Genomic DNA, 16,356 nt, shown 5'->3' with positions numbered 1-16,356 from the left:
GTTCCGCCCGGACTCAGACAGCGATCCCGAATACCGGAACGGCGAAGACACGGCAGGCCGCGCCCGTCTAGAGCTGGCCGCAGAACTCCTGGATGTGGTCGACGACGATCTCGGGGTGTTCGACCATCGGCAGATGAGCGGAGTCCGGGATCGTGGCGAAGTGAGCGCCCTCGATCTGTTCGGCCATCTCCGACATCGCTTCGGGAGTGCAGCCGGGATCCTGAGCACCGGCGATGACGAGCGTCGGGGTGGCGATCGAGCCGAGCTTCCCACTCAGATCGTAGGTCTTCAGCGCCGAGGCGGCCGCGATGTACGCCTCGTCATCGACCAGGGCGAGGTCGGACAGGACGAGGTGACCGGTGGCGATGTCCTCGCCGAGGAACCCGGCGGCGAACCACCGATCGGCGGTGTCATCGACAAGTCCCTTGGTGCCGGCGGCGCGGACTTCGCCGATGCGTTCGTCCCAGGATTCCGGAGTGCCGAACCTCTCGGCCGTCGCACAGACGACGAGTCCGGTCAGCGATTCGGGGTGGTTGAGTGCCAGGGTCAGACCGACGCCGCCGGAGATCGAGACTCCGCAGTAGGTGAAGGACTCCACCCCGAGCTCGGCGAGGGACTCGACGACACCGGAAGCCAGCGCTTCGACCGTCAGCGGGGCGGCCGCCTCGGCGAGGGAATCGCCAGCGGGAAGGGTATGTCCGGGTAGGTCGGTGAGGTAGATTTGAAAATCGTCGGCCAGACGCGCGGCGACGGGCGTCCACAAAGGCATCCGAGTGCCCAGAGCGTTGCCGAAGACGAGGACGGGGGAACCGGGATTGTCGTTGAAGGCACGAACGGCGATGCGCATGGAGGCTCCTTGAGAACTGAAAGTGCGAACGGATTTCGACTGGATACGACGGTCGTCGATGAGTTGGATTCGACGGGGAAGCAGTGTCGGGATCGGTCAGGAGTCTGTCGTTGACAGCCTACCGCCGGAGTACTCGAGATAACAGCTCGGGCACAGTGACTCATAGGTCACGGAATTGCCGTCGATGGCGACCTGATCGCCGTCGAAGATGAACTGTCCGTCGACGAGGCGGCCGTTGAACATGGCCTTGCGACCGCAGCGGCAGATCGTCTTGAGCTCCTCGAGGGTGTGGGCTATCTCGAGCAGCCGCGCCGAACCGGGGAACGCCTTCGTCTGGAAGTCCGTGCGGATTCCATAGCACATCACCGGCACCGAGGCGGTGGTGGCGATCCGCATGAGCGAATCCACTTGGACGGGGCTGAGGAACTGCGCTTCGTCGATGAGCAGGCACGCGACCGGGACCTTCGGGGCGTCGATGGACTCGATGAGGGCATCGTGGTCGACGTAGTCGGCATGTTCGGCGTAGATCCGCTCCACGTCACCGTCGGCGGGGATGACGAAGTCGACCTCACGGGTGACACCCAATCGGGACACGATCTGCGATGCGCCTTTGGTGTCGATCAGCGGCTTGGCCAGCAGAACGCGCTGGCCGCGTTCCTCGTAGTTGAATGCCGCCTGCAGAAGAGCGGTCGACTTGCCGGAATTCATCGCCCCGTACCGGAAGTAGAGTTTGGCCACTGTCGTCCTCTTTCTGTTGTCCGTGCCGACACAGAAGACTACCGGGTGCCACCTGGAGATGTGAGCACCATCATCGGCCGGGGCCGCCTACCGAAATGGCCCAGAAGGTAGGATGGAGGGCGATAAACCCCAAGAAGATGCGGAGTGGTCCTTAACTATGGCTAAAATCATTTACACGCGCACGGATGAAGCGCCGCTTCTGGCGACGTATTCGCTCAAGCCGATCATCGAAGCCTTCGCCACGTCGGCCGGTGTCGAGGTTGAGACCAGAGACATCTCTCTCGCCGCACGCGTACTGGCCCAGTTCAACGACCGTCTGCCCGAGGACCAGCAGGTCGGCGACGCACTCGCGGAGCTGGGCGATCTCGCCAAGACCCCCGATGCCAACATCATCAAGCTGCCCAACATCTCGGCTTCCGTCCCGCAGCTGAAGGCGACGATCACCGAACTTCAGTCCCAGGGCTACGACCTGCCCGCCTACCCGGAAGAGCCTTCGACCGACGAGGAGAAGGACGTTCGGGCACGCTACGACAAGGTCAAGGGTTCGGCCGTCAACCCGGTGCTGCGTGAGGGCAACTCCGACCGTCGCGCTCCGCAGGCAGTGAAGAACTTCGCCAAGGCCCACCCGCATTCGATGGGCGAATGGTCCAAGGACTCGAAGACCCGCGTCGCCACCATGGGCTCGGACGACTTCCGCGACAACGAGAAGTCCGTGATCATCGAGGCCGATGACACCCTGTCGATCCGCCTGCGCACCGCTGCGGGAGAGACCAAGGTCCTCAAGGAGTCCCTACCCGTTCTGGCCGGCGAGATCGTCGATTCGACGAAGATGAACGCCGCCGCCCTCGACGAATTCGTCAAGGACCAGATCGCCGCGGCCAAGGCCGACGGCGTCCTCTTCTCCGTCCACCTCAAGGCCACGATGATGAAGGTCTCCGACCCCATCCTCTTCGGCAAGGTCATCGAAGCTTTCTTCCCCGGCGTCTTCGCCGAGTACGGTGACGTCCTCGCCGAGGCGGGACTGACCTCCGACAACGGACTGGCCGCCATCCTCGCCGGGCTCGACACCCTGCCTGCCGACGCAGCTGCCGGAGTCAAAGCCGGAATCGAGAAGGGTCTGGCCGACGGGCCCGACCTTGCCATGGTCAACTCGCACAAGGGCATCACGAACCTCCACGTGCCCTCCGACGTCATCGTCGATGCCTCCATGCCGGCGATGATCCGCGTCGGCGGCAAGATGTGGAACAAGGATGACCAGACCCAGGACACCCTGGCCGTCATCCCCGACTCCTCCTACGCCGGCGTCTACCAGACCGTCATCGAGGACTGCCAGGCCAAGGGCGCCTTCGACCCGCGGACCATGGGCACCGTGCCCAACGTCGGTCTCATGGCGCAGAAGGCCGAAGAGTACGGCAGCCACGACAAGACATTCGAGATCCCGGAGGCCGGAACCGTCGAGGTCGTCAACTCCGCCGGCGATGTGCTCATGAGCCACGAGGTCGCTGCCGGTGACATCTGGCGTGCCTGCCAGACGAAGGACATCCCCGTCCGCGACTGGGTCAAGCTCGCCGTCACCCGTGCCCGCCTGTCCGAGACTCCGGCCGTGTTCTGGCTCGACGAGACCCGCGCCCACGACCGCAACATCACGTCGAAGGTCGAGGAATACCTTAAGGACCACGACACCGAGGGCCTGGACATCCGCATCATGAACCCGGTGGAGGCCACTCAGTTCTCCATCGACCGCATCCGTGAGGGCAAGGACACCATCTCGGTGACCGGCAACGTGCTCCGCGACTACAACACCGACCTGTTCCCGATCCTCGAGCTCGGCACCTCGGCGAAGATGCTCTCCGTCGTTCCGCTCATCGCAGGCGGCGGACTGTTCGAGACCGGTGCCGGCGGCTCGGCTCCGAAGCACGTCGAGCAGCTCGTCGAGGAGAACCACCTGCGTTGGGACTCGCTCGGTGAGTTCCTCGCCCTGGCAGAGTCCTTCCGCCACGAGTTCAACGTCCACGGAAACGAGCGGGCCGGCGTGCTGGCCGACACCCTCGACGCCGCGACCGGCAAGTTCCTCGAAGAGAACAAGTCGCCGTCGCGCAAGGTCGGCGAGATCGACAACCGCGGCAGCCACTTCTACCTCACCCTCTACTGGGCACAGCAGCTGGCCGAGCAGACCGCGGACGAAGCTCTGGCCGAGGCCATCGCCCCCGTGGCGAAGGCACTGGCTGAGAAGGAGGACGCCATCGTGGCCGAGCTCCTCGAGGTTCAGGGCAGCCCGGTCGACCTGGGTGGCTACTACTACCCGAACGATGCGAAGACCGAAGCCGCCATGCGCCCTTCGGCCACGCTCAATGAGATCATCTCCTCGCTGAGCAAGACCGTCTGATCAACTGATCGACACCGCTTAGGAAAGAGTCCCGGCAGCCGTTGCCGGGACTCTTTCTGCAAACCTGCCTTATGCGCCCCATCAGCAGTTATGATGGGGCGCATGAGTACTCAAGACCCGCGTGGCGATTCGCAGACGCCCGAAGAGCTCCTGGCCGAAACCGATTCAGTCCTCGGCAGCGATACTCCCGCGACGGGCGAGACCGCTGCGGTGGACAAGACCCGAGAGATGTCCCCGCAGGAGAGGCATGAGCAGACACAGCCTCCGGCGGGACACACCGGTGAACTGCCGTCGACGAAGGCCGGATCCGGAATGTCGGCGGGAATGTGGGTCTCCCTCATCCTCGGCGCCCTCATCGTCGTCCTGCTGCTCATCTTCATTCTGCAGAACAATGTCCCGGCCGAGTTCAAGTACTTCGGCTGGCAGTTCGAACTGCCCCTGGGCGTGGCGATGCTCTTCGCTGCGATCGGCGGCATCCTCATCGCCGGAATCATCGGTTCGGTGCGGATCTTCGTGCTCAACCGCAAACTGAAGAAGATCAACAAGGCCCTGGGCCGCTGATCGATGGCGCACCACCCCAGCTTCAACGAACTGCCCACCGAACTGCCCGTCACCCTCATCCTCGCCGATACGTCGGCCGAGGCGGCGTGGGCGCGCGATGACGATTCCGTGCTCACCGAGCAGGAACGCAACTATGCGAAGGAATTCGACGCCGAGGCGGCCGCCACCTGGTCTGCCGGCCGCGTCGTCCTCCGCCATGTGCTCGGGGCGCATCTGAGTCAGGACCCCGCCGCGATCAAGATCCGTCTCGATTCGGCGGGCAAACCGCGTCACGACGAGTGCGAGTTCTCGGTCTCGAGGTCTCGTCGCCTCGTCCTCATCGCTGTCTCCGACGATCCGGTCGGACTCGACATCGAAGCGATCCCCGAGCGAGACGTCGCGCTGGAGGCGATGCAACTGCTCCATGAAAGAGAACGCGCCGAGCTCGAAGCACTTCCCGATGACGACTTCGCTGCCGGCTTCGTCCGTGTGTGGGCGCGCACCGAAGCTTTTCTCAAGGCGTTGAGCACGGGCCTGGCTCGCGATCCGGGTCTTGACTACATCGGCGCTGGGCCGGAACCGAACTCACCGCATCCGGATGTCGACATCCACGATCTCGGGGCCGGCATTCCCGACGGCCATATCGCGGCCATCGCCTTCAACCGCTGACCGCGCCGTCGCACCACAGCGAGAATTCCCCGCCGATCAAGGCCTACAGCGGATATGTGCCCGTAGACGACCACAAATGTGCGGGAACGCTTGATCGGCGGAAAGGGCCGTGCGCGAACGCTTGATCGGTGGAGAGCGCCGTGCGGGAGTGCTTGATCGGCGTAGAGCGCCGCGCGGCAGTGGTCAGGGGTTCTGCGGCTCGTCTTCGCTGAAGGACGGGCCGTTCTCACCGGTCGTGAAGACCACGGCGATGCCCAACGAGCCCACACCGACCAGTCCGAAGAGGATCCAGGCGCCGGCAGGGTTGCTCGCAGCGGCGAGGATGAGGCCGACGACGACCGCGACGATGAGAAGCGCATCGAAGACCATCGGGAACTTCAGATAGCGCTTCTCCCCCTTGGTCACGGCATAGGAGATCTGGGTGGCGGCGCTGAGGAAGAGCAGCACCAGTGCGGTGACGACCAGCCAGCGTGGGGCGAGGAAGAAGTCCTCGAGGCCGCCGATGAAGATGAAGCCGAGCACGGCCAGCAGCAGCTTGATGATGCCGTCGACTGCAAATCCGGAATTCCTCATGACTGAATCCTACTCAACAGGGTCTTCACCTCTCCAAGGGCCTCTCGCAGTGCAGGGGCCTCGACGTTCGAATGGGCGATCACCAGACCGTGTCTAATCTCGTCGCCACCGGTCCAGCCGCGAGCCAACGAGGCGACGAGGATGCCGCGCTCGGCCAGCTCCCGCAGGAGGCTTGCGGCCTGCATCTGAGACGTTTCGATGACGAGGGTGCGCCCCTCGTGGACGAGACCGGGAATCGGGCCGATCTCGGACACGACCTCCTCGGCGGCCCGGAGTCGCCGCCGTCCCCGGGTGATGCGGCGACGCAGCCCACCGGAGCCGAGGTAGGAGGCGATGGCCATCTGCAGGATCGGCGAGTACGCCGGTCCGAGTGCCGCGCGCAGGCTCATGAGCTCCTCCGAGATCGGTCCGCGAGCGATGACGTATCCGGTCGATACGGCCGAGGTCAGCAGAGCGGAGAAGGTGCCGATGTGGACGACCTGAGCGGAGCTGCCGGTGGATGATGCGAGGTCGAAGAGGGTCGGCAGCACGGTGCGGGTGAAACGGGCCTCACTGTCGTAGTCGTCCTCGACAATGAGAACGTCTCCCCGAGCCGCCCAGTCGAGCAGGCGGGCACGCTGGTCGACCGGCATCGGTGTTCCGTGCGGGAACTGGTGATTCGGTGTCACGACGGCCGCTGCCACATCGGCCGGTGCCGGCGAGGAGCCGACCATCTCCAGGGGCACGAGCTTATGGTCGGTCATCGCCTGGCGCAGACCCGGGAAACCGGGATTCTCCACGGCGATGGATCCGGAGACGCCGAGGCTCAGCAGCAGCCGCAGACCATCGCGAGACCCGCTGGTGAGGATGATCTCGTCGGGGTCGACGGCCATCCCCCGAGTCAGCCGCAGATAGTCGGCGATCGCCCACCGAGCTCGGGGCTGGCCCAAGGGATCGATCGGGCCCGGGTCGAGGTCGAGTGATTCTCTCCAGGCCCGGCGAAAGGCCGGCTCACGCAGGGGGTCGTCGCCGCCGAACCCCGGGCGCAGGTCGACATAGTTGCGCAGGCGCCGCCTCGGCGAGTCCGGAACTCGGTGCTTGGGACCCACCGTCGTCGAGGCGGCGGGCAGGTCGGGATTGATCCGCGTGGCCGAACGCTCGGCGGCGATGAGGAATCCCTCCACGGCAAGCTGCGCATAGGCGGTCTCCACACTGCCGCGAGAGATTCCGAGATGCTTGGCCAGCCGACGACTCGAGGGCACAGCATCCCCCGGGCGCAGAGTCCCGTCCGAGATCAGACGACGCAACTCCTGAGTGAGCTGATCCGGCAGCGGAGTCGACAGACCCTTGTCGACGTTCACCGGCAGAGCAATGCCTTCGGCCTGAGTGCCGTCCTGTGACTTCGTGACCATGAGTCGATGATAAAGCGATCGCCTATATCTGGCCTAAAATACTTCCCCGATTCTGGCTCTCTCGTTGAGCCACGTATCGGTTTAGGCTTGTCGGGAACGGCCGTTCACCCCGAAGAACCACGATCCCTCCGACTCCCTGGCAGCAGACAGAGATCGATCTGTCCTGCTCCCCGTGTCGACCCGGATCGACTCCGCGACAGTGAATGGACCTACACCACAATGACCGAAACACAGACCCTGCTCAACACCGGACTGGCTCAGATGCTCAAGGGCGGCGTCATCATGGACGTCGTCAACGAAGAGCAGGCACGCATCGCCGAGGCGGCCGGCGCTTCCGCAGTCATGGCCCTCGAACGCGTCCCAGCCGACATCCGCGCACAGGGTGGAGTCGCCCGGATGAGCGATCCCGACCTCATCGACTCGATCATCAGCGCCGTGTCCATCCCGGTGATGGCCAAGGCCCGCATCGGACACTTCGTCGAGGCCCAGATCCTCGAGACCCTCGGTGTCGACTACATCGACGAATCAGAGGTCCTCTCCCCCGCCGACTACGTCAACCACATCGACAAGTCCGTCTTCAAGGTGCCGTTCGTCTGTGGAGCAACCAACCTCGGTGAGGCTCTGCGCCGGATCCAGGAGGGCGCGTCGATGATCCGCTCGAAAGGCGAAGCAGGAACCGGCGACGTCTCCGAGGCGATGCGCCACCTGCGGACCATCAACTCCGAGATCCGTGCACTGGGAGCGAAGTGCGAAGACGAGCTCTACGTCGCGGCCAAGGAGATCGCGGCCCCGTACCACCTGGTCAAGCAGGTCGCCAGCCTCGGTCGTCTGCCCGTCGTGACCTTCGTCGCCGGCGGCATCGCCACCCCGGCAGACGCAGCGATGATGATGCAGCTCGGCGCCGACGGTGTCTTCGTCGGCTCCGGCATCTTCAAGTCCGGCAACCCGGAGGCACGCGCGAAAGCCATCGTCGAGGCGACCACGCACTTCGATGACCCGCAGGCCGTGGCCGGGGCCTCCCGCGGACTCGGCGATGCGATGGTCGGCATCAACGTCACCGACGTCCCCGCACCGCACCGCCTGGCCGAGCGCGGCTGGTGAGAGTCGGCGTCCTCGCCCTCCAGGGAGCCTTCCGTGAGCACCTGCTCATGCTCGGCTCCCTGGGGGTCGACACCCGCAAAGTCAACAAGTCCGAACACCTCGCGGGCCTCGATGCGCTCGTTCTGCCCGGTGGTGAGTCCACGGCCATGGTGCGCATCGCCGCCGGCACGGATCTCTTCGCGACTCTGCGCGAACAGATGGCCGGCGGTCTGCCGGTCTTCGGCACCTGTGCCGGACTCATTCTCTTGGCCGACCGGCTCAGCGACGATTCGCTGGGTGGGTATGACCGCCTCGGCGGGCTCGCTGTCACCGTGGCCCGCAATGCCTACGGTCGTCAACGCGAGTCCTTCACCGCCCCGCTGACCGTACGCGGACTGGACGAACCGGTCGAGGGCACATTCATTCGGGCCCCGCAGATCCTCGGACTCGGGCCCGACACCGAGGTGCTCGCCCGTCACGACGACGTGCCCGTCCTCGTCCGGCAGGGCTCGGTCTGGGGTGCCAGCTTCCACCCGGAATTGGGCACGGATGGACGAATCCACGCAGAATTCCTCCACCACCTCGGTGCCGCTGTGTAAAGATTGACTCATGACTGAGCAGGCGTTGCAGACACTCAAAGACGGATATACCTTCGACGGCGAGACACTCGATCTTGGGGTCGCCCTGGACGGTGAAGAGCCGTCGAAGGAGACCCCGATCTCCATTCCGTTGTCCATGCTCAATCGGCACGGCCTCGTCGCCGGTGCCACGGGAACCGGTAAGACCGTGACCCTGCAGGTGCTCGCCGAGCAGCTGTCCCGGGCCGGAGTACCGGTGTTCGCTTCTGACATCAAGGGCGATCTCTCGGGCATCGGCGCTGCCGGTGTCGAATCCGACAAACTGCGCAAGCGCCTCGATGCCGCCGGTCAGGACTGGCAGTCGCGGTCCAATCCGACCGAGTTCTACACTCTCGGTGATTCGGGACTCGGCACGCCCCTGCGAGCGACGGTGACCTCCTTCGGTCCGATCCTGCTGGCGAAAGTGCTCGAACTCAACGACACCCAGGAATCTGTCCTCTCTCTGGTTTTCCACTATTCCGATCAGGCAGGGCTGGCGCTGCTCGACCTCTCCGATCTCAAAGCCGTACTCACCTTCCTCACCTCTGACGAAGGAAAGGCCGATCTCGAAGGCATCGGCGGGGCGTCGAAGGCCACCGTCGGCGTCATCCTGCGCAAGATCTCCGAACTCGCCGCCCAGGGCGGAGACGTTTTCTTCGGAGAGCCGGAATTCGACACCGCTGATCTGCTGCGCACCGACGACAACGGTGCCGGAATCGTCTCTGTGCTCGAACTGCAGAAACTCAGTCAGTCGCCGGCCCTGTTCTCCACGTTCCTCATGTGGCTGTTGGCCGACCTGTTCCAGGACCTGCCGGAGGTCGGCGACCCGGACAAGCCCTCGCTTGTGTTCTTCTTCGACGAAGCCCACCTGCTCTTCGCCGGCGCGTCGAAGGCCTTCCTCCAGTCGGTGACGCAGACCGTGCGGCTCATCCGCTCGAAGGGTGTCGGCATCTTCTTCGTCACTCAGACGCCGAAGGATGTTCCCGAAGATGTGCTCGCACAGTTGGGTTCGCGCATTCAGCACCAGCTGCGGGCACATACACCCAACGACGCGAAGGCGCTCAAAGCGACCGTGCAGACCTTCCCGAAGTCCGACTACGACCTCGAAGAGCTGCTCACCTCGCTCGGCATCGGCGAAGCCGTGGTCACCGTCATGGACCCCGATGGTGCTCCGACCCCCGTGGCACCGACGCGGATGCGAGCCCCGGAGTCGAAGATGGGGCCGATGAGCGAGGACGAGATCAAAGCGGCTGTGGCGGCGTCGCCCCAGCATGAGAAGTACGGCACGCCGATCGACAACGAATCTGCCCGCGAGATCCTCGCCGAGCGCCTCGAAGGCGGGTCAGAAGCTCACGCCGAGGAACAGAAGTCAGCATCTGCCGATGCGCCCGCCGAGAGTCAGGGTCGCGACGCCTCGGCGGACAAGATCGACTTCCCTGAGGAATCAGGCGGCTCTGGGAAGAAGTCGGCGAAGAAAGACAACGAGAACCTGTTTTCCCAGGTCGTGAAGTCCTCGGCGTTCAAACAGTTCACAAGGACCGCGGCACGCGAGATCGCACGCGGAATCTTCGGCACCTCACGACGCCGGCGCTGATACCCGCAGTGTCTTCTCACCGGCGCTCACCCGCAGTTCCAGACAGTCGCCGATGAGGTCTCCGTCGAGTTGTGCTGGTACCGGTGATTCGACGGTGACCGTCGTCTCGGTCGTACGGCGATAGGTCATGAGCGCGTGGGCGCCCGGTCTGCCTTGCAGGCATGCCGCGGCGATTTCTGCCCAGGCTCGGCACCGCGCCATGGGTGAGTGCGGGAACGGGCCGACGGTGAGCATGGAGAAGGTCTGAGCATCGATGTGCGCTTCGGGGAACACGGCGACGGGTCCTGCAGGACGAGCCACCTTCGACGCCATCACCGACCACACCGGTGCCGAGGCGGTTCCCTCCACTGTGTTTGCGATGCGCCTCATGTTTGCGGTGTCCTTCATGCTTGCGGTGAAGTCTGTCCTTGCGGTGAAGTCCGCGGCGAAGAGGGCCCGCGCGGCTCCCCAGGCATAGCCGAGCAGCCCGAGCGAAGCATGGTGGTAGGCGACGGCCCGGGCATCTCCCCCAACTCCTGCGAGACTGACGAACTCGGTGCGATGCCGGTTGCCGTCGGCCCTCTGGAACTCCGCAGTATTGATCGGGACTGCACGGAAGGTCGGCGGACCGCCACAGATGATCGACGCGATCGTGCGCATGCAATGGTCGATGGCGTGCCGGGAGGATCGGAGGCCGATATGGCGGCTGAGCACGTTCGCGGTCCCGGTCGGGACGAGGAACGTCAGGATGTCCGCCTCGGCGAGCACCGGGGCTGTCGCTCGGATGGTGCCGTCGCCACCGAGGATGATGACGATGTCGGCGCCCCACTTGACGAGCTGTTCGGCTTGCCAACGACCGGAACGGTCGACGCTGGTGGTCATGCTTCGGTAGTGCGCGCCGGCATTGCGCAGTTCCGGCACGAGCTCGGCATACGATCGCAGGGTCGCCGGATGTTTGGGATTGAGGATGATCCCAACGGCAATTCGGCCCACGGGCGATGCCGGTCGGTCGCCTTCACCCACCTGGCCGGCCCACTGTGTGCTTGGCATGTGGCGATCGTCCACCGTCGGTCGTCTCTGCGTGCTCAGACGAAGGCCGGGTGAGTTGCACTCACCGATTCGACGGCCTCGAGGTCAGCTTTCTCCCCTGGGAAGGTGTCGACGAGGACTCGCGGACCGGTCTTGCGAGGTGATCGTTTCCAGGTCGCGCGTGCGCGGGTGCCGGTCACCACCGTGTTCTTGAACATTCCGTTGCCTCCGGGCACAACGAGTCTCTCATTCGCAGGGTCGAGTGTGGCGCTGCGATCCTTGTACCCGAGGATGATCTCGTCGAATCCCGGCAGCAGCATGGTCTCCTGCGCCGCCGTCTCCCATTCGGCCAGTCGGTCCTCAAGATCCGGTGCGTGAACGTAGTCGGTGCCGTCGATGTCGGTGCTCACGATCTCTCCGGCAGCGATTCCGGCGTGGATGGCCTTTCTCATCCTCGTCTTCGGCAGTCCCGTCCACCGTGTCGCGTCATCGATCGTGACCGGTCCGTGGCTGGTGACGAAGCGTCTCATCCATTCATGGTCGGCCGCCTCGGTGTCCAAGTCTGTGGGTGTGGGCACCCAATCGGCGGTGAGCACGTATTTCATGTCATCCTTGCCTTCGATCACGGGGGCTTGGACGATGATGTTCTGCAGCGCCAGGGACGTGATGAGGTATCGGGCGTGGCCGTATTCGTCTCCGGCACCGATGGGAGCGAACGCCTCGAGCAGCTCTTCGCGCGTCAGCGGTCCCCGGTCCCGGATGGCCGCTGTGGCGAGTTCCGCTGCAGTATCGAGCATGGCGTCGGTGATGCCGAAATACTCGCGCCGCTTGGCCGTGGATTTCATGATCCGTGCCCCGGTGAGGCCGAGGATCCACCCGATGTCCTTGGCCGTGGTCAGATGGATGGTGCCGCGCTGGGTCCAGGAACGCACGATCTCTCCCGCATCGATGGCGGCACGGACCGCGGCCACACCGTCAGTGACATCCGGTCCTAGGCGCAGGGCTATGGAGACCAGTGCTCCGCCGAGAGCCTGGGCCTGGACGCAGCCGAGATGCTCGACGACTGCGCCGGCGGTTGAGAGGTCGGTTCCTGTCGGTGACTGGGATGGAGGTCCGACGAGTCCCTGAGAGATCAGACGGGCTGCCGAGATCTGATGTGCGTCCATGGTCCAACGGTAGTGCACGCCGGTGACACGGGGGTTGTGAAAAGACGACAGTTCGGGGATGGCGAAATCGAGGGATTGCGCAGTCGAGGCTGTTCAGCCCATGATGTCGATGAGTCCGGGCACCCGCACGCGCGGCAGTGTGCCCGAGGTGGCGAAGACACCCCAGATCCGGCGCAGCTCGGGACCGGCGATATCGGTGGTCGCACCGTAGTCGAGGAAAGACTCGTGCCAGATGTCTCCGGGAAAGATCAGCGGCAGATCTCCCGAGTGCGCGGCGTCGAAGAAGCTGCCGTCTCCGCGGGAGACGATGAGCAGGCGGGCTCCTTGACCGCCGGACATCCGGTGGCGGTCGTAGAATTCGCGGCCGGCCCGGGTGTAGACCGCCGACGTGATTCCGGAGATGAGGGATTCGAGCATCGGAGAGGTCAGGGTGCGGTCGTGGAGGCGACGCAGTGCGGGAACAAAACCGGCGAAGAACGCGATCTCGCGTTCCGTGCGGGTCATGAGCACGTCGAATTTCGGGGCGACTTCGACCCAGGCCTCGGCGGCCTTCGATCGCGATGGCAGAGGGTATTGACCGTAGCGGACTCCGAAGCACATTCCGGCATGCAGACCACCGACAAGGGCGGCCCTGTGCACTTCTTCCTGTGCGCGGAGGATGTCGTCGACGCTGGCTTCAGGGTCGATCTTCGCAGCGACTTTCCCCATTGCCCAGTTCATTGCGTCGGTGCCGCCGGCGAGCCCCAAGGGTGCTGAGGCCATGAGCACACGATGGAAGAGTCCTTCGGTGCCTTCGGCGATCATGAGGTGGGCGCAGGCGTCTGCTCCGGCGCTCTGCCCGGCGATCGTGACGTTGTCCGGGTTGCCGCCGAAGGCGGAGATGTTCGTCTGCACCCAGCGCAAGGCAGAGATCTGGTCGAGCACTCCGAGATTGAGGTGCTCGTTTCGACCGGTTCCGAGGTATCCGAGGACTCCGAGGCGATAGGTCACGGAGACGACGATGATGTTCTGCTCGGCGGCCAGGGCGTGCGGATCGTAGATCTCCGCGTCCCCGGCCCCGGCGACGTAGGCTCCGCCGTGGATCCAGACGAGGACGGGAAGCCCCGCCTCGGTGATGGTGTCCTTCGGCATGGTCACGCTCACGCGCAGACAGTCTTCGCTGATGGGCAGCCCGCCGAGCTGGTCGAAGGTCATTCCGGCGTTCGGGTCGCGGCGCAGCTGCGGGCTTGCCGGGCCGGGTTGACCGCCGTCGATGAAGTCCACCGGAGGTTCATCGACGGGAGGGAGGAAACGACCTGCGCGGGCATAGCGGATGCCTCGTGCGCGGATCACGTCGTCGTTGACGTAGGCGCGCACGCGTCCGCACGGGGCGGCGATGTCCCGTGTCTCCTCCATTTGGTCAGGTTACTTGCTGGGTTCGACCGGGGGTTCGGCCGACCAGGGGAAGACGATCCACTGATCGGTGCGCTTCCACACGAAGTCCGGATCGATGATCGATGCGGACTTGGCGTAGATGACGGCCGACTGGGCTTCCGCGCCGTGTTTGCGCAGCAGTTCGAGGACGAGGGCCAGGGTGCGGCCGGAGTCGGCGACGTCATCGATTACGAGCAGCTTCTTGCCCTTGATCGCTTCGATGTCGAGCATCGGGGCGAGCAGGATGGGGTCGGGCAGGGTCTCGTGGACGTCGGTGTAGAACTCGACGTTGATGGCGTCGGAGAGCTTGAGTCCGAGCGCATAGGCCAGTGCTCCGGCGGGCAGCAGTCCACCGCGGGCTACGGCGATGACGATCTCGGGATCGTAATCGGAATCCGCGATGGTCTGCGCCATCTCACGCGCCGATCGGCCGAACATGTCCCAGCTGAGAATCTCCTTTTCGTCGAGATCGGTCGAATCGGCGTGATAGGCCATGGATGCTCCTCGTGTCTGCCCGTTTGTGGTTCGAGCTTCAAGGATACGCTGTCGCCGGTTCAGCGCAGAAATACCTCGAGTCCGGCCATCTCCTGCGCCTGTGAACCGGTGTGCGACGGTGGGTTCGGGTTGACCCAGTACTCCCCGGTGTGGGCATTGCGTTCGAGCAGGCGGTAGTCGATGAGTTCGCGACGCAGCAGGGCGAAGTCCGGATGAAATTCTCCGAGGATGCCGTTGAGTCGCTTCTCGGCGTAGACCTGGTCCGGGTCGAAGGCGGCGAGGACTTCGATGAGGACGAGCACGAGGGCGCGGCGTTTCGTCGGAATCGCGACGATGCGACCGTTAGGCATGAACGTCTTCAGCGTCTTCGCCCGAAACCGTGCGATCTCCGGGGCGATGACGGATTCACTGCCTGAATCGCTGTTGATTCCTGGACCCTGATTCGCGGCGACCAGCGCGGTGCGGGCCGTGGTGTAGTTCTCACCGGTTTCGGTCATCCGCGTGCGAACGAGCTTCTTGAAATCCTTGTCCTTGGTCATGGTGTCACTTCCTCAAACGACCAAGTCTCCCCCAGCACGAAACCTGGTCAGGAAATCACCGTGCCGGTTTCGTCCGAGGATTCTCTCCCCTTCGCCATGCGGTCGATGTGCTGGGAACACGACCTCGGCTGGGCGTTGGATGCGCCGAACACCAGTATAGACGCAGCGGTCGGTGTTCGAAGCCGTTGCCGGTTGTCAGCTCTCGAGCGCTTCGAGGTACATCCACCGCCCGGCTCGGCGGACGAAGGAGGAGTTCTCTTCGAGGACATGATCGCCGAGGTGGTCCCGGAATCGTGCTCGGAAGTGCACAGTGCCGGTGGCATCGTCGACTCCCCCGCCCGTGGTGGACACGATTTCGAGACCGAGCCACGTGGCGGCATCATCGACGCCGACATCGTCGGGTCGGGTCTTGGCATGCCAGGTGCGGAAGAGGTGGTCTTCGTGGCCGCGGACGAAGGCGGTGTAGCGGGAGCGCATGAGCGCCTCGGCGGTGGTGGGCCAGATTTCACCGTCGAGGGCCGGGCGGCAGCAGTCGTCGTAGGCGGTGCCGGGAGGCATTCCGGAGCAGGGGCAGATCATCTGTCGATGATATCGGCAGTGGACAGCCGCAGGCGGCGTGCGAAGATGGAGTCATGACTTCACTGTTCCTGTCTGGAGATCCTAAGGCCGATCAACTCTTGGCCGAAGACCGCTTCGCTCTGCTCGTCGGAATGCTGCTCGACCAGCAGGTGACCATGGAGAGCGCCTTCGCCGGGCCGGCCAAGCTCGCCGAACGACTCGGCAAGCTCGATATCGACGAGATCGCCGAGATGAACCCGGATGACTTCCTCGACATCTTCGCGCAGACTCCGGCAGTCCACCGGTTCCCGAAGTCGATGGCTGGCCGGGTGCAGAAGCTGGCCGCGGCCATCGTCGACGAGTACGACGGAAAGCCCGAGGCGATCTGGACTGAGGGTGACCCCAGCGGCGCCGAGGTCCTCAAACGGCTGAAGAAGCTGCCCGGATTCGGCGATCAGAAGGCCAAGATCTTCCTGGCGCTGCTCGGCAAGCAGTTCGAACTCCAAACCGAAGGCTGGCAGGAGGCTGCCGGTGACTATGGAGACGCAGACGCCCGCCGATCGATCGCCGACGTCGTCGATGACGTCACTCTGCAAGAGGTGCGTGCCTTCAAGAAACAGCAGAAGGCCGCGGCCAAGGCTGCGAAGGCAGCGAACAAGTAGCCGCAGTCGCCGACAGGTCGGTACTCCCACGCACTCGGGCGTGAGTTATCCACAGATTCGACTTCGCCTGTTCTAAAAAG

17 protein-coding genes are annotated in these 16,356 nt (G+C 64.4%); 7 read left to right on the top strand and 10 right to left on the bottom strand.

The window, feature by feature from the left end; all coding sequences use genetic code 11:
- Nucleotides 1-67: 67 nt before the first annotated feature.
- Together AC3CD9_RS04265 and AC3CD9_RS04260 are read right to left on the bottom strand one after the other, a co-directional pair.
- The gene (locus tag AC3CD9_RS04265) at nucleotides 68-847 is read right to left on the bottom strand and encodes an alpha/beta fold hydrolase (RefSeq protein ID WP_488366473.1); all 780 of its coding nucleotides are present in this window, start codon (nucleotides 845-847) and stop codon (nucleotides 68-70) included.
- 96 nt (nucleotides 848-943) lie between these two features.
- Nucleotides 944-1,585, bottom strand: coding sequence for a thymidine kinase (locus AC3CD9_RS04260; RefSeq protein ID WP_488366471.1), 642 nt, complete (start codon nucleotides 1,583-1,585; stop codon nucleotides 944-946).
- Nucleotides 1,586-1,742: 157 nt separating this feature from the next.
- On the opposite strand from AC3CD9_RS04260, the gene AC3CD9_RS04255 reads away from it, so the two are divergent.
- The 3 genes from AC3CD9_RS04255 to AC3CD9_RS04245 all read left to right on the top strand — a co-directional run bounded on the left by AC3CD9_RS04255 (nucleotide 1,743) and on the right by AC3CD9_RS04245 (nucleotide 5,180).
- Nucleotides 1,743-3,971, top strand: coding sequence for an NADP-dependent isocitrate dehydrogenase (locus AC3CD9_RS04255; protein ID WP_488366470.1), 2,229 nt, complete (start codon nucleotides 1,743-1,745; stop codon nucleotides 3,969-3,971).
- A 102-nt stretch (nucleotides 3,972-4,073) separates the two neighbouring features.
- The gene (locus AC3CD9_RS04250) at nucleotides 4,074-4,532 is read left to right on the top strand and encodes a LapA family protein (RefSeq protein ID WP_488366468.1); all 459 of its coding nucleotides are present in this window, start codon (nucleotides 4,074-4,076) and stop codon (nucleotides 4,530-4,532) included.
- A 3-nt stretch (nucleotides 4,533-4,535) separates the two neighbouring features.
- Complete coding sequence (locus tag AC3CD9_RS04245) at nucleotides 4,536-5,180, top strand: 4'-phosphopantetheinyl transferase family protein (protein WP_488366467.1); 645 nt, start codon at nucleotides 4,536-4,538, stop codon at nucleotides 5,178-5,180.
- Between the two features lie 183 nt (nucleotides 5,181-5,363).
- On the opposite strand, the gene AC3CD9_RS04240 is transcribed toward AC3CD9_RS04245, so the two are convergent.
- Nucleotides 5,364-5,753, bottom strand: coding sequence for a hypothetical protein (locus AC3CD9_RS04240; protein ID WP_488366466.1), 390 nt, complete (start codon nucleotides 5,751-5,753; stop codon nucleotides 5,364-5,366).
- The gene (pdxR, locus tag AC3CD9_RS04235; protein WP_488366464.1) at nucleotides 5,750-7,144 is read right to left on the bottom strand and encodes a MocR-like pyridoxine biosynthesis transcription factor PdxR; all 1,395 of its coding nucleotides are present in this window, start codon (nucleotides 7,142-7,144) and stop codon (nucleotides 5,750-5,752) included. The genes AC3CD9_RS04240 and pdxR overlap by 4 nt, the downstream gene beginning before the upstream one ends.
- 219 nt (nucleotides 7,145-7,363) lie before the next feature.
- Between pdxR and pdxS the strand changes: the two genes are divergently transcribed.
- The 3 genes from pdxS to AC3CD9_RS04220 are packed head-to-tail and all read left to right on the top strand — an operon-like array spanning nucleotide 7,364 to nucleotide 10,435.
- Entirely contained in the window at nucleotides 7,364-8,245 is an 882-nt protein-coding gene (gene pdxS / locus AC3CD9_RS04230; RefSeq protein WP_488366463.1) for a pyridoxal 5'-phosphate synthase lyase subunit PdxS, read from the top strand.
- Nucleotides 8,242-8,823: a pyridoxal 5'-phosphate synthase glutaminase subunit PdxT gene (gene pdxT, locus AC3CD9_RS04225; RefSeq protein ID WP_488366462.1), complete on the top strand. Its 582-nt coding sequence runs from the start codon at nucleotides 8,242-8,244 to the stop codon at nucleotides 8,821-8,823. The genes pdxS and pdxT overlap by 4 nt, the downstream gene beginning before the upstream one ends.
- A 10-nt stretch (nucleotides 8,824-8,833) precedes the next feature.
- Nucleotides 8,834-10,435 carry a helicase HerA-like domain-containing protein gene (locus AC3CD9_RS04220; protein WP_488366461.1) on the top strand — a complete coding sequence of 534 codons (1,602 nt, stop codon included), beginning with the start codon at nucleotides 8,834-8,836 and terminating at the stop codon, nucleotides 10,433-10,435.
- Here the strand turns inward: AC3CD9_RS04220 and AC3CD9_RS04215 are convergent.
- The 6 genes from AC3CD9_RS04215 to AC3CD9_RS04190 form a co-directional block, all read right to left on the bottom strand.
- Nucleotides 10,418-11,464 carry a diacylglycerol/lipid kinase family protein gene (locus AC3CD9_RS04215; RefSeq protein WP_488366460.1) on the bottom strand — a complete coding sequence of 349 codons (1,047 nt, stop codon included), beginning with the start codon at nucleotides 11,462-11,464 and terminating at the stop codon, nucleotides 10,418-10,420. The genes AC3CD9_RS04220 and AC3CD9_RS04215 overlap by 18 nt on opposite strands.
- A gap of 35 nt (nucleotides 11,465-11,499) precedes the next feature.
- Nucleotides 11,500-12,609 carry a winged helix DNA-binding domain-containing protein gene (locus AC3CD9_RS04210; protein ID WP_488366459.1) on the bottom strand — a complete coding sequence of 370 codons (1,110 nt, stop codon included), beginning with the start codon at nucleotides 12,607-12,609 and terminating at the stop codon, nucleotides 11,500-11,502.
- 93 nt (nucleotides 12,610-12,702) lie between these two features.
- The gene (locus tag AC3CD9_RS04205) at nucleotides 12,703-14,004 is read right to left on the bottom strand and encodes a carboxylesterase family protein (protein ID WP_488366458.1); all 1,302 of its coding nucleotides are present in this window, start codon (nucleotides 14,002-14,004) and stop codon (nucleotides 12,703-12,705) included.
- Between the two features lie 9 nt (nucleotides 14,005-14,013).
- Nucleotides 14,014-14,517, bottom strand: coding sequence for a phosphoribosyltransferase (locus tag AC3CD9_RS04200; protein ID WP_172169068.1), 504 nt, complete (start codon nucleotides 14,515-14,517; stop codon nucleotides 14,014-14,016).
- A 59-nt stretch (nucleotides 14,518-14,576) separates the two neighbouring features.
- Complete coding sequence (locus AC3CD9_RS04195) at nucleotides 14,577-15,056, bottom strand: DUF2087 domain-containing protein (RefSeq protein ID WP_488366456.1); 480 nt, start codon at nucleotides 15,054-15,056, stop codon at nucleotides 14,577-14,579.
- A gap of 195 nt (nucleotides 15,057-15,251) precedes the next feature.
- Nucleotides 15,252-15,635 (bottom strand): YchJ family protein, encoded by a 384-nt coding sequence (locus tag AC3CD9_RS04190; RefSeq protein ID WP_488366455.1) that lies wholly within the window; start codon nucleotides 15,633-15,635, stop codon nucleotides 15,252-15,254.
- A 53-nt stretch (nucleotides 15,636-15,688) separates the two neighbouring features.
- On the opposite strand from AC3CD9_RS04190, the gene AC3CD9_RS04185 reads away from it, so the two are divergent.
- Nucleotides 15,689-16,276, top strand: a complete 588-nt coding sequence (locus AC3CD9_RS04185; protein WP_488366453.1) for an HhH-GPD-type base excision DNA repair protein — start codon at nucleotides 15,689-15,691, stop codon at nucleotides 16,274-16,276.
- The last annotated feature ends 80 nt before the right edge of the window (nucleotides 16,277-16,356 follow it).

It is taken from the genome of Brevibacterium sp. MGP-B1, from assembly GCF_057766545.1.
This window is presented reverse-complemented; position numbering and strand designations above follow the sequence as displayed.

Bases quoted from the DNA above. Each gene is read 5' to 3' on its own strand.
- AC3CD9_RS04265 (WP_488366473.1), bottom strand. From the start codon at position 847: ATGCGCATCGCCGTTCGTGCCTTCAACGACAATCCCGGTTCCCCCGTC.
- AC3CD9_RS04255 (WP_488366470.1), top strand. From the start codon at position 1,743: ATGGCTAAAATCATTTACACGCGCACGGATGAAGCGCCGCTTCTGGCG.
- AC3CD9_RS04250 (WP_488366468.1), top strand. From the start codon at position 4,074: ATGAGTACTCAAGACCCGCGTGGCGATTCGCAGACGCCCGAAGAGCTC.
- AC3CD9_RS04245 (WP_488366467.1), top strand. From the start codon at position 4,536: ATGGCGCACCACCCCAGCTTCAACGAACTGCCCACCGAACTGCCCGTC.
- AC3CD9_RS04240 (WP_488366466.1), bottom strand. From the start codon at position 5,753: ATGAGGAATTCCGGATTTGCAGTCGACGGCATCATCAAGCTGCTGCTG.
- pdxR (WP_488366464.1), bottom strand. From the start codon at position 7,144: ATGGTCACGAAGTCACAGGACGGCACTCAGGCCGAAGGCATTGCTCTG.
- pdxS (WP_488366463.1), top strand. From the start codon at position 7,364: ATGACCGAAACACAGACCCTGCTCAACACCGGACTGGCTCAGATGCTC.
- AC3CD9_RS04220 (WP_488366461.1), top strand. From the start codon at position 8,834: ATGACTGAGCAGGCGTTGCAGACACTCAAAGACGGATATACCTTCGAC.
- AC3CD9_RS04215 (WP_488366460.1), bottom strand. From the start codon at position 11,464: ATGCCAAGCACACAGTGGGCCGGCCAGGTGGGTGAAGGCGACCGACCG.
- AC3CD9_RS04210 (WP_488366459.1), bottom strand. From the start codon at position 12,609: ATGGACGCACATCAGATCTCGGCAGCCCGTCTGATCTCTCAGGGACTC.
- AC3CD9_RS04205 (WP_488366458.1), bottom strand. From the start codon at position 14,004: ATGGAGGAGACACGGGACATCGCCGCCCCGTGCGGACGCGTGCGCGCC.
- AC3CD9_RS04200 (WP_172169068.1), bottom strand. From the start codon at position 14,517: ATGGCCTATCACGCCGATTCGACCGATCTCGACGAAAAGGAGATTCTC.
- AC3CD9_RS04195 (WP_488366456.1), bottom strand. From the start codon at position 15,056: ATGACCAAGGACAAGGATTTCAAGAAGCTCGTTCGCACGCGGATGACC.
- AC3CD9_RS04190 (WP_488366455.1), bottom strand. From the start codon at position 15,635: ATGATCTGCCCCTGCTCCGGAATGCCTCCCGGCACCGCCTACGACGAC.
- AC3CD9_RS04185 (WP_488366453.1), top strand. From the start codon at position 15,689: ATGACTTCACTGTTCCTGTCTGGAGATCCTAAGGCCGATCAACTCTTG.